Here is a 12,694-nt window from a genome sequence, read left to right as displayed (position 1 = left end):
CAAAGTTTACAGAATCTTTGAATTAAAGTGATAGATTGTAAAATTACAGTATTTTTATCCATCAAATAAAAAAGATACTAGTATATTAAACATCCAAAAAATTACTTTTCTGAAGTATTAGTGGTCTCTCTCTCATTAGTTACGAAGTGTGAACAAGCTCGTAGTCAGGACTTTCGTCCTGGATTTTTAAGCACTGAAGTGCTTAGTACGAACTGATGAAAATTAATGAGACAGACTGCTAGTAGTGCTTTGCAAAATTCCAAATGCTTATGAGATAAGCATTTGGAATTTTGAGTAATATCTTTATTTCTAGCGTAATGTACTAGTATCAATAATCAACCTCTAAGAGGGTGTTTGAAAAGTTTTGAGGAGTCAAATTTTATGCCAGTCGCCTCACCATGATCCGGATCATGGCAAGGTAAATAAACATCTCCGATGTTTCGGGTAATAACTCATAGTCTCTGAGCAACCGTAGGTACCCCATTACCCAACCGAAAGTACGCTCCACGACCCAACATTTTTTGAGCAGGACAAAACATGAAGGTTATCTAGGCTTTGGGAGCATTTTTGCGAGAGTGCGATCGCAAAACGGGCATTTGACCACAAAACCTGAATTTTGGCCTGATCCCGTGGTGCTTTCTATTTTCAAACACCCTCTAAGGCAAAATTCACCGTATATGGTTCCTCCAGTGATTGCTGATTACTAGCCTTGATCGCAGCTAGATAGCGACGTAAAGACAATAGTTGTTGGGAATTGGGACGATAAGTGAGACTCCCTTGTTTTTCAAAAAGTGGTGCTGTGGCGATCGCTTGATAGTCAGGATTTTCTTGTGAACTCTGGGTGAGCCAAGTTGAATCTGTAACTGAAGGTATCAAACCCGAAGGTAGTTCACCTTCCAAAAAAGCTAGCAGCCGTTGCTGACAAGTGCGAGTATTGATCCCACGACCCTCAAATAACTGGATAACTTCACCGAAAGATAAGGGTCGATCTGGTAGCAGTCGCAGCAATTCTGTAAACAAGAAATAATCAGTGTATTGTTGCCTGGGTATATCTAAAATCTGAGGATGTAGAGGCAGCATTGCCAAACCATAGGCAACCCGACTGCAATTAGGAGCGCCGTTTTCACCGAGATATGAATCTTGAATAATCTTGGCGCTGGGGAGTTTTTGGCGTAACCAGCGATTCACCGTCCCGATACAAGCCACTCCACCAGTCAGAATAGCCTGATTAATGGCTTCTGTAGGGATGCCACGAGCTACCAATAATTTGTTGAGTTCTCGGTTCAGGCGGCGCACAAAGGGGATAAATACCTGACTTTCTAAGTCTCTTCGCTGCAAAATCCACCGTTGATCAGCTAATTCTAGGGTAAAAGAGTCTTGGTGTTGCAAAATCAGCTTGAGGGCTAGTGCTGCATCTAATACGGCCTGTCCCAGTAGAGAACTTTCTAGACGCTGCTGGAGGCGAATTCGAGCGCTGATATCTGGTTCTCCGACTCTGGGTAGTTCTAATTCTTCCAACCCTAAACTCTGCCAACGCATTTGGTCTAAACCGGGAATTGACGGTTGCCATTGCCAAGGATTACTGGTGATAGTTTTGCGTAGGTTTAGCCCACCGCAGGCATCGCTTTGTGTTTCTAAGCGTGATTGCCGAGATTTAGGTGGCAATAGCAGCTGGCAAATAATATCTTGTTCAATTCCCTTGCCAGCATAAGCAAAACTGTGAAGCATGAAATCATTGTATGTCAATTGCACCAAGCTTTCTGGTATATTCACCAGCAACATTTCTGTAGCAGTTGTCCCAATGTTAATTACAAGAGTATTGCCAACAATGGGATGTTCGCTGGTTTTTGCCGGATGATCGCCTTGAGAATCGCTTAATTTTACTTGCTCACCGTTAGCAGCATTGAGTTCTGGGAGTAGACTAGCGATCGCTTCTTCGACAAAAAAGACTTGCTGCGGATGTTGAATGAGTTTGCTAGTGAGTAAAGCTTCCCGCACGTTAAAGCGGTATTGTTCCGACCAACTAGATGGACAGGTGCAAATTATACCAGCAATATTATTGATAATCTGGGAAAAATTTTGTTCGCTGATTCCAACAGCAGCAGCCATTAATCTAGGGGTGGTGCTTGTTTTTTCGGATTTGAGGGTTAATAGTAGCTTAGAGAGCGATCGCACAACCCAAATCAAAGGCCCTGCCGAAAATTCATTTAATTGCAAAACAGGTTCCCATTTTTGCCGTTCACTCTTGTAGGGAATGGCTACTTGTAAATAGGGCTTCAACTGCGCCGAGTAGAGATTATTTGTCGTCGGATCTGCTGTTGATCTCGGTGTTGTCGAAGTGCTGGTGGAGTGGTCAGGCACTTTATCTTGGGCAACAGCCGCAGGTGCCGTCTGCTCATGTGTTTCTATACTTTCGTTTTCTCCGTGGGGTATAGAAGCTGTAGGCAGATAAACCTCTGTTGGTAAACGAAACGATTGCTGGAAGGAACTTGTTCCCGGTGGATTTTCTGCTGACCAGTAGATAGGATGTACAACAAAAGTCGAGCGATTTAATAATGCGGCAGAAATTCCTGTTGTACCTAAATCAATTCCTAAATACCAAACTGATTCTAGAACATTGGGCGAAACTTCTGGATTATTTATGGGATTGGAAATTGCAGGTAAAGAACTTTCTTCAACAGGAGTTATGACTTCCTTTTTTTTGTCAGTCTCTACCAGGGGAACTGCCAAATTAGAGAAATCAGCAGTTGAGGTATTCTCTGCTATTTGAAGATTTTCAGAGTCAGTTGTCGGGATTGTGTCTTGAGTGTGATCAAATAGTTCCGAGAAAATATCCAAGTTAGTAGCCAGCTGCGACTCAGAATTTAACTGCTGATCAAAATTAGCTAAATCCCGATCTAATTGCTGTAACTGTTCTTCATCTAGGGAAATATCAGGTACGGCTGGAGCCTGGTTTGCCTCAATAGAAAGCAAGTTTTCTTGTGGTGAAGCAGCAATGTAGTTATCTGAAGACGGTTCTGGTTGATTATCGTTAATTAATACTTCCGATGTGGCGATACTTTCGGTAGGTTTTGCCAACGCCATTTCTGCTACTTCTGGAGTAACTGATGCTGTAGTTGTGGCATTATCCACAGAAGATGATACTTCCAGCAATTGCTGCTCACTATCGGTATCAGGCAATAGGTCAGTTAGGGTATGAATTGTATCAACACTAGCTGGCTGAGTATCGAGTTGTACCGGGAAACTGTCTGTTTGTGGTGTAGAGAAGCTAAGAGGCGAGTCTAGCTCAGTATCCTCTTCAAAAAATAGTTCTTCCTGTGGCTCTGATAAATCTGTGGTTTCTCCTAAAGTCTCTTGGGTTGAAAAACCCGTATCTGGTATCACAACAGCAGAATCCCCAGTTGGAGTCTCAGCGATGTTCAACGGTGATGCTTCATTTGTGACAACATCGAGGCTTGGATTATTAACATCACCAGCACCAAACAAACTGGCGTAAAGTTGGTCTACCTCATCACCAATTAACGCAGAAATATTTTCCGGTAATTCGGTCGGGGTTTCGGAAGATTCAGACGAATCCAAACCAAGCTGCAACAGCGCTGCATCTAAATCTTCAGTGAGGGTAGTCTCCTGTTGCTCAGAATTAATTGTGAGTGGAGATGAAGTTTCCGGCTGTATCAGTTCCAACGGTTGGGGCGAAACTTCAGCAGCGATCGCGCCTTGGTCAGTCAATAATGATGGTGTCTCAGATTCTACCCCCAGGAAAGATGGCTGGGAACTAGGGGATTCTTGCTGCAAATGCTGGGTCAAATTGTTGAGAAAGCTGGCCATCAGCTGTTCGCCTTGCATCCCCTTGCTATGCATTCTTGCCAGTGCTTGCGACAGGGATTCGTAATAAGTATTAATGTTGCGTTGTAGTGCCTCAAAGACTACATTTACCGTCCCATCTAGTGATAATAGGCGTTGATCCAACTCCCTCGCCAGCTGGGTTAACTGCTCCACACGGTCTGGGGATTCTAACAAAGGTTGAGTTGCTGAGGTTGGGTGATTATTTGCTCCTGAAAAATTGGCCGAATTTTCCCCCGTCTGTCCTACCAGTGGCGTTAAAGTTGGTACAAGGCGACTCATGAGTACCTGTAAAAACTCGGTAATTATTTGCTCCTGGTTCGTCAACTGCTGCGCTAGGGAGTAGTTTTGCAATCGCCTTTGGTCTAGCTGGCGAATTTCCTGGATGAGGGTGGCTCGTTCTTGCAAGAGCGATTCTAATTCCGATCGCAATGGCTGAATCAAGCTCGAAAATTCATTTTTTAATTGTCCTGCGCCAACAGCACTCTGTTCCTGACTGGGTTCGAGCTGCGGTAGTGGATACTGGTTATTACCACGATCAAGAAATTTTGTTAACAATGGCGATGGCTCCGTCAACGCCAAGGGCAATCGCGGTTCTTCAGAAGACTGATTTGGGTTGCCGCCCTGTAATGCTTCTTGTTCTTGTAACCTCATCAAGAAGTCCCGAATTCGTTCTAAAACTTCTTTAGGTTCTTGCGCCTGACCAGACCAAAATCTAGACAGGCGCTTGCCACCACTGGCAAGTAAGTTGTCAATATCTGCGATCAGCTTTTGAATTTCATCTGCATTGGAAGTCACTTTTATTACCTTATGTAGAAATTTATGTCCACTAATGTGACAATTACTTTACAATCACCGTATCCAAATGGGGATCTTGCTACGCGCAGTGTCGGCCATAGGAGAAGTTTTGAGTGGCAAAAGCCACTGCTTGGATTTGTGACTGTCATTATGTTATGGATTACTGGGAGTCGTGGCAATCGTTCAGTCAGCGTTTGTTTAAGGAGGCAGTTCTTGCTGGAGGCAGAGGGCAGTATTCCTCCTACCTTTTTTGTTAAAAAGCTTAGTTTTGCAGCTCATTGGTTGCCTATTTTTGAAAATCGCTAAAATACCTGAGCAATAATTTACTCACTTTAGTATCATTGATGTTGTTTGCCTATATTCTTAATTAATCAAGTTTGCAGTGCAGCTAGCCGGTAAGCAATACAAGCCTCGGCTATAAACTACTTTTTGTTTGCAAAACTTTTACCCGGTTTAAACTTATAGGTAAAGATTATTTAGAAAAATGTTCTTGTCGTTTTCTTGTGTAGCATAGTTTAGTTTTCTCTTTGAAAGGGAGCTGTGCAATGATAGCTTAGGCTAAAAATGGCGCTCTTGTTTGTTGTGTGTACATAGCAGCTTGAATAAAAATGTCGTAATGGAAGACCGATATAGCTTGCAAGCACAGGCTAATCCCTGGATGATCACCTCGGCTCCCTTTTTTCAAGGGTTGCCAGAGACTGCTGTGGAATCAGCTCTCATCCATCTTGTCACCCGCACTCACCCAGCCAATCAGGTGATTCTGCTGGAAAATGACTGGGGCGGTTCTGTGTATTTTATTATGGATGGATGGGTAAAAATTCGCACCTACAATCTGGAAGGAAAAGAAGTAACGCTGAATATTCTTGGTAAAGGAGAATTGTTTGGTGAAATGGCGGCGCTAGATGAAGTACCTCGATCCACAGATGTGATTACCTTAGCCCCGACAGTAATTGGCAGTATGCCTGCTCAGGATTTTGTCAAGTTACTTCACATAGAACCCTTGGCAGGAGTTCGATTGGCGCAACTGATGGCACGACGATTGCGGCAAGTAAATCGCCGATTGCGGCTGCGGGAATCTGATAGCCAGTCACGTGTGGCAGATACGTTGCTATTTTTGGCAGAAGGACAGGGAAAAAAAGCGGACACAGGAACCGAAATCCCCAATTTACCTCATCGGGAATTGAGTAGTTTGAGCGGTCTGGCGCGGGAAACGGTGACACGAGTGTTGACAAGGCTAGAAAAAAAAGGCTTGATTAAACGGGATCAAGACACTATTTGTATTCCCGATTTGTCAGCCTTAGAAAGAATGATCGTTTAACAGGTTGCGCCCTTTCCTTCCCCAACTTCTCTACGAGACGCTACGCTAACAGCTAAGAAAAGTTGGACAAGAATAGGCGCTCCGGGACTGGGTACTGGGTACTGGGTACTGGGTACTGCAAAAGAAATTCTTTTAAGATTTGATTGGGATTCATGCCCCAACCAAATCTTCCCAATTCCCAGTCCCTAGTCCCCAATCCCCAATCCCCAGTTTAAGAACTTGTCAGATATGAGTATTTTAGATTCTCTGCCAAATGAGCCGGAGGAAGATCCATCCCCTGAATCTCCAACTCCCCAGAATCATTGGTTAGACAAAGAACAGCAGTTAATGCCTCCTCAACTTAAAGCTGATGCGCCCTTGAGGATGGTGGAAACGGCATTTTTAGCCAGTACCGCTAGCTTAATTTGGTTTATTAATTTCTACTTTCCCTTGGGTCCAGTTTTGCGGATATTTTTTCCGGTACCGATCGCTCTAGTTTATTTGCGTTGGGGCAAACGTGCGGCATGGATGGCAGCACTCACCTGTGGGTTACTGCTGACAGTACTGATGGGGCCAGCCCGCAGTTTGCTTTTTGTCATGCCCTACGGGTTCATGGGCGTGCTTTTGGGAGCGACGTGGTATCGTCGTCGTGTTCCCTGGATTATTTCTATCACCTTGGGTACCCTGTTGGGTACTTTGGGAGTTTTTTTTAGACTGTGGTTGCTGTCTGTTTTGTCAGGTGAAGACTTGTGGATTTATGTGATTACCCAGGTGACTGAGTTCATAGAGTGGGCATTTTTGAAGCTGAGTTTGTTGGCGAGTCCCAGCGTGTTTTTGATTCAAGTGGGAGCGATCGCTCTCATAATACTCAACAACTTTATCTACCTTTTTGTGGTACACCTAGCAGCATGGTTACTTTTTGACCGCCTGGGCAACCCTATTCCCCGTCCACCACACTGGGTACAAGTTCTCATGGATTATGAGGGATAGTCATTTGTCATTGGTTAAATGATGAGTCCTAACTAATCAGCAATGCCTAATGCCCAATTCCCAATGCCCCATGCCCAATGCCCAAATTAGTATTTATACCCAAAAAGAACAGGGTGAAGAATGGCTACGACGCTATCGTGGTTGTCTACCCGTATTTGCCTGTGTTTTAGGATTTACTGAAACTGGTTTAATTTCAGGGATTTCAGCAGCCGGTCGCACTCCAGAAGATCGGAAATATACCGCTTGTGCCGATGCCGAATTTTTGTATTATGGCCCGGAACATCAAGCCCAATATCCCTTACCACCATTAGCGGCTGGGGCTTCACCTGTGCTGATTTCTCGCGCTGTCTTTGAGTCACTAAAAACACCAGTTCATTTATTTAATGCAGGTTTACCCCAGAATCCTGCTGTGCCAGTAATTGATTTGGGTGGCGCTCCTGCTAAGTGTTTAAGTGGAGGTGCTGCTATGGAAATCACAACCGTACACCACTTGTTTGAACAAGGGCTACTTTGGGGAGAACGCCTTGCTGCCAATATCCAACAGGGGTATTTGATTATCGGTGAGTGCGTCGTTGGAGGCACTACAACAGCCCTGGCCATCTTAACTGGTTTAGGTATAGATGCTGCCGGAAAAGTTAACAGTAGCCACCCTGTTTGTAACCACGCGCAAAAGTGGGCACTAGTGCAATCTGGGCTGGAGAAGATGAGGGGGAGCAGGGGGCAGGGAGCAGGGGGAGCAGGGGGAGAAAATTTTACTTTGTCCTCCTCATCCCCCTCATCTTCCTCTGTGAACCCCTTGCAACTCGTCGCCGCCGTGGGTGATCCGATGCAAGTGGTGGTAGCTGGGATGGCGATCGCAGCTAGCCGTAGTTGTGGTGTAATGCTAGCTGGTGGGACGCAAATGTTGGCGGTTTATGCGCTGATGAATGCGATCGCTCAAACTTACGCCTTATCATGGCTACCAGAAGAAGTAGTTGTAGGCACAACTCGGTGGGTAGCAGAAGACCCTACTGGCGCTACAGTTGACTTAGCCCTCAACTTAGGAAAAGACGCCCTAACTAAGAGTGGAAGAACCCCTCCCTTATTAGCAACTCGTCTGAGCTTCGCTGATTCTCGTTATCCCCAGTTGAGAGCTTATGAGCAGGGCTTTGTCAAAGAAGGTATGGGTGCTGGAGCAGCTTGCATAGCCGCCCATCTTAGCCAAGATTGGCAGCAACAACAACTTTTGGCAGCTATTGAAGCCCAACTTGAACTGCTAAGTACAGCATTAGATTAATATAATAGCAAATTTTCTGCGTGTCTCTAGGCTTACTCCTGCGCCCCCAGTACTGCGGGAAGCGAAGCGCATCTGCGTTTAAATTTAAACCCTCAATTCGCTACAATTATACGCAAAGCTGTACTTAGCAAAATTAACACTTAATAATCTAATCGTCATTCAAATTGCATCTGCGTGTCTCTTGAACTTTTGATCTCAGAAAGCCAGAAGCTTTTGACTTGTGGGGTGTAATATCATGTCCGCTTGATTGCTTATTAAACCCGAAGAACCCCACCCCGCCAAAGCTATGCTTTGTCTCCCCTCCCGAAGAGCTCTTAGGGGTTGGGGGTGGGGTGTAATGACTGTGGTTAGCATAACTAATTATGCGGACATGATATAAGAGCGTCTTTCTAGCAATTTGAACTATGCAACTTTGTTTACCTTCTTGTTTTTCAGGAGAATTATCTGATGAAATTAGTCAAAAACCTTGGTATTGCTACCGCTAGTGCTGTTATAGGTATCACTAGTGTCAGTGGATCTTCTCCGGCACAAGCTGTACAGCTATTTGATTTTCAGTATTCTTTTCCCAGTTATCAAGCAAATGGTACAGCGATTTCCGCTAACGGTACTCTTACCACCACCGATCTAGATCCCATAAAAAACAATTACACAATCACAGCAATAACTGGAACAAGGACAGTCCAAGGAATTACCGATAAAATCATCGGGCTGCTATCACCAGGTACATACGGAATCAATGATAATCTATTAAATGCAAGTACACCTCTGTTAACCCAGAACGGTTTTTCTTACCTGGTTTCTGGAAGCGGAGAAGATGGAAATGGGAACGTCAACGTATTTTACAGTAGTTTAAATGAAGGTTATTCAGAGTTTTCAAGCGATGTAGATTATGGTAGCTTTAGTGTTGTACCACGTCCTGTTCCCGAACCCTACACAGTAAGTGGCTCATTGATTGCTCTTGGTTTTGGCTGGTGGATGAAGCGAAAGCAAGCAGTAGCTTTTCAGAAGAAGGCACATAAAGGCATCTATCTGTAAGTTTGATAGTTTGATAGTCCATCTCCGAGCTAGATTGCCTTAAAATGTACTTGCCATCTTACTCTTACTTAAAGTAATATAGCGTTTATTAATCAGATGAGGTACATCATAGCCCCCTCTCGAAGAGCGGGGAGGGGGTTGGGGGTGGGGTTCTTGTACCTCACTCAACCGAGAACCGCTATACCAAGTCGCTTTTGTGATGTATCACTAGGCAACTTGGTATTAACATAAGATATCATCTATAGCTTGATTAAAAACTTCCAGGATTGTCATCAAGTGCCAGCAAGAAATTAATCACGTCTGCTTGCTGGTTGGAATTAAACCCAGCCTGTCTATCTACGTAGAAGTCATGACCTGTGCCATCAAGGTTACTACGTACTAAACTAGGGTTAGCTTTGTTGGCTTTCACAACTAAGGCACGAAGATCGCGATCAACCAAGGCGCGCAAGCTGCTAGCTGCATCGGCAGGTATACTTTGGCTAAGAGTACCAGACAGCCCTAAGCCACTCTTATCAACAACCGTGAAACTACCATTTGAGTCAACTTTCAGGCTTCCTGCTCGTACTGCTGCACCCCCATCGTGCAAATATGGTGCGCTTAAATAAAGACCACGCAAGGAACTAGTTTTGTAACCACCTTTTGGCAATATACCTGTGGGTAGAGTTGTGGGAGTATCAGATATACCCTGCGTTGGTAAATTCAGCACTTCAGCATTAGCAGGTACGGGAACGGGAGTGTTAAAAGTGTATAGCTTGGGTGGTACTAACAAGTTACTCAGCTCCAAGCGAGATTGGGCACGAGCTGGGTTAGTACCAATTTCATCAAGTGGATGAATTTTGTTGTCAGTGAAGAAGGGTGGAATATGGCAAGTTGCACAATTAGCTTTCTCAAATACTTTTGCGCCACGCTTAACAGAATTGCTGTTCAACGCTTGCCAGTTTTCCGAAGTCTGGTTAGCAGGTGGTACTAAGCTATTTTGAAAAGCAGACATGGCGTTGTCAGCAAATAAGAAAGTACCACTAGCAATATCACTGGGGTTTCCAGTATTTGGGCTGAAAACCAAACCGTTATAAGTAAACAAACTGGGGCGCAGGTTTGGGTAAGCTCCTGTGCCAGGGGCAGGAATTTGGGCTTCTAATTCTGCTTGTGTCGGATTCGGTGCAATTTTCCGCAGCCATTCTGAGGGTTTTACTATCACTCCTTCTGGTAAACGTAGGCTGGGAGTGGCAGCATTCTGAAGAAATGTACCAATATAAACTTCTGGGTCAATGCCAATAGTTTCTGCACTGAGTTGAGCAGCTGCCAGCAGATTGATTTCTGAAGAGTGAACACCATTATTAAGAGCGCTCAGTCCAGCAAATGGTCCAACAGATGCTTCTCCTGATGCTGCATAAGGATGATTTTTAAACGTGAAAAGACTGGGGATTTGAGTACTGTCTCTAATACCATCTGGTGAACTCTCGAAATGACCAAAAGGTACATCTAATACTGCATCGTCGAAAGCTTTTTCTAACTTCTCAGGATCGGGTAGCTCTACCTTATTACCTTTACTGTCAATAATAGTTTTACCATTGCCTTTGTATTGTGGATCTAGTGGGTTGAAGTTTAACCGCGCAAACCCTCCGGCTGTATTTGGTGCTAAAGCAATCAGTAGAGGCGTAGCAATTTCGCCATTAGGTACTCCCAAAAGACGTTCACCTTTCTTTGAAAAGGATATGTGGCAAGCAGCACAACGAAGGTCAATCTCAGGTGTATTTGTTGCATTAACTGTGATTCCCAGTCCAACGGGAAAAGACCCTCCCTTTTCCATTTTCAAGCCTGTATTAATGACACTTCCTTGGGGAAAAGTTCGACTACCTAGTGTTATATTCTTCTCAAGAATAATTTGTAAGTTTGTTGTTGGCTGACCTTGTAACTTAACTATTGCTGTCTGTAATTCTGGCAAAATTCTAGCAATGCCAAGTCCAAAACCGAATACTCCTTGCAAACCAAATGTGTCTCCAATCTTACGGTTGAAGAATATATTTTCACCTTGGGCTATTAATTCCTGAGTGATTTTAACTGCCCCTACCCGTTGATAGGAAATGGGGTCATTAGAATCGAGTCCCTTATTTACAACTACTTGTGCTGCTTCTTGAGGGCTAAGTAGTTTGCCGAAATAGTCGTAATAGCCTAGCGTTTGAGTAGGAGCAGGTTGCAAAAGGTCAACCTTACCGAAGTTAGCGAAAGCTGTCTGGCTTGTCATCAACCAATTTGATAACAAGATGCCAAAAACACTAATGAGAAAAACGCAGATTAATAAAAAAATCTTGGTTTTTAAACCATACAATACCCTAACCACACGACTCTTAGGGTTGTTGTTTTTTTGTTTCACAGTGAGGTATTGACTAAAAAACTATAAGTAGATATATCACACTCTTACGTAAATATATGTAAGAGTATGTTTAAGTTTTTTATCAATTTTATGGCTGGATTAGTTGTTTATACTTAATATATAATCATAAAGCTATCAATCGACATTCAAACTAAAGGCTTGCCTTCTCTACCTCCAGCCATTATTTAATTCGTTTAATTCAGATTGAATGTTAAATATAATTATCGTAAATTAAAGGGTTTAAGAACCTGCAATCTACATGTAGCACCCATTTCAGTCCTTCGACCCTTCGACAAAGCTCAGGGCAACGCAGGCTCAGGAACCATCGGGGTTTAAATCCCCCGTTAGGAAGAGCCTTAGCGACACAGGAGCGTCAGTTGCCACAACGCTCTTAACTTATCGCTTGGCACTTCTCAACTCTTGGAGACGCACTCGCGTTCGTCTGAAATGTCTTGAATTTTGAATTTTGTTAGCGCCGGCGGCAAGCGAGTCCGCGTTCGCTTTTAGCGTCTCGTAGAGAGCGTCATTTTGAATTTTGAATTGTTAATCACTCCCCCATGCAAAGTAGCCAAAACCATTGATTTATCGTTGAAAGATAGGGGGAAGTGTGAAAGGTTACGGTTAAATTTAATGAATTCTCTGTCTAAGTAATTGTTCTTCCAAGGCAGCAATACGATTGTATGCTGCTGTTAATTGCGCTGTCAGTCGTTGTATTTGAATTTCTGGTGTTATGTTGTCTCCACCTTGACGATGCATATCTAGATAAATGCCATCTGTCAACACATCCTTATGTTCCATTTCTGGATTTAAATTGATACGTCCTTTGAACTGGTAGCCTTCAGCCGCCCCATTTTCCTGATAATTATCCTTTGCTTGTGTATTCGCTAAAGAACACTCTGAAAAAGCTTGAGTAACTTTATCATCAAGCTGCTCAATCACTTGACACAGGGCATCCAGTTTTTGGCTTAAAGTCAGAATCTGCTGCTGTAATAGTTCCATTTAATACCTTTATCCGTACATTTTCTTTATGTTATTCAAGTTACTGCCAATTTTAACGATACTTATGGATTATTTAAGTATT

The 12,694-nt window shown here is 43.6% G+C and carries 8 protein-coding genes and 1 pseudogene; 5 read left to right on the top strand and 4 right to left on the bottom strand.

Annotated features, from left to right (window positions below):
• Positions 1–379: 379 nt before the first annotated feature.
• Positions 380–535 (bottom strand): annotated as a pseudogene (locus V7K97_RS30505) (transposase); the annotation flags it as partial.
• Between the two features lie 110 nt (positions 536–645).
• On the bottom strand, positions 646–4,641 hold the full coding sequence (locus V7K97_RS30500; RefSeq protein ID WP_334804703.1) for a hypothetical protein: 3,996 nt from the start codon (positions 4,639–4,641) through the stop codon (positions 646–648).
• Between the two features lie 24 nt (positions 4,642–4,665).
• Between V7K97_RS30500 and V7K97_RS30495 the strand changes: the two genes are divergently transcribed.
• The 5 genes from V7K97_RS30495 to V7K97_RS30475 all read left to right on the top strand — a co-directional run bounded on the left by V7K97_RS30495 (position 4,666) and on the right by V7K97_RS30475 (position 9,239).
• The gene (locus V7K97_RS30495; protein ID WP_334804702.1) at positions 4,666–4,947 is read left to right on the top strand and encodes a hypothetical protein; all 282 of its coding nucleotides are present in this window, start codon (positions 4,666–4,668) and stop codon (positions 4,945–4,947) included.
• A 310-nt stretch (positions 4,948–5,257) separates the two neighbouring features.
• The gene (locus V7K97_RS30490; RefSeq protein ID WP_334804767.1) at positions 5,258–5,959 is read left to right on the top strand and encodes a Crp/Fnr family transcriptional regulator; all 702 of its coding nucleotides are present in this window, start codon (positions 5,258–5,260) and stop codon (positions 5,957–5,959) included.
• A 228-nt stretch (positions 5,960–6,187) separates the two neighbouring features.
• Positions 6,188–6,928 carry a DUF2232 domain-containing protein gene (locus V7K97_RS30485; protein ID WP_334804701.1) on the top strand — a complete coding sequence of 247 codons (741 nt, stop codon included), beginning with the start codon at positions 6,188–6,190 and terminating at the stop codon, positions 6,926–6,928.
• A 70-nt stretch (positions 6,929–6,998) separates the two neighbouring features.
• Positions 6,999–8,204 (top strand): nicotinate mononucleotide-dependent phosphoribosyltransferase CobT, encoded by a 1,206-nt coding sequence (gene cobT / locus V7K97_RS30480; RefSeq protein ID WP_334804766.1) that lies wholly within the window; start codon positions 6,999–7,001, stop codon positions 8,202–8,204.
• 447 nt (positions 8,205–8,651) lie between these two features.
• Positions 8,652–9,239: a PEP-CTERM sorting domain-containing protein gene (locus V7K97_RS30475; RefSeq protein WP_334804700.1), complete on the top strand. Its 588-nt coding sequence runs from the start codon at positions 8,652–8,654 to the stop codon at positions 9,237–9,239.
• Positions 9,240–9,489: 250 nt separating this feature from the next.
• Here V7K97_RS30475 and V7K97_RS30470 read toward each other — a convergent pair whose 3' ends face one another.
• Both V7K97_RS30470 and V7K97_RS30465 read right to left on the bottom strand, forming a co-directional pair.
• Positions 9,490–11,484 (bottom strand): hypothetical protein, encoded by a 1,995-nt coding sequence (locus tag V7K97_RS30470; protein WP_334804699.1) that lies wholly within the window; start codon positions 11,482–11,484, stop codon positions 9,490–9,492.
• 756 nt (positions 11,485–12,240) lie between these two features.
• Complete coding sequence (locus tag V7K97_RS30465) at positions 12,241–12,612, bottom strand: hypothetical protein (RefSeq protein WP_334804698.1); 372 nt, start codon at positions 12,610–12,612, stop codon at positions 12,241–12,243.
• Positions 12,613–12,694: the final 82 nt, after the last annotated feature.

Origin of the sequence: Nostoc sp., from assembly GCF_036917815.1 — a bacterium.
Classification (GTDB): domain Bacteria; phylum Cyanobacteriota; class Cyanobacteriia; order Cyanobacteriales; family Nostocaceae; genus Nostoc.
The sequence above is the reverse complement of the archived record's forward strand: the minus strand, read 5'-3'. Positions and strand labels throughout refer to the sequence as shown.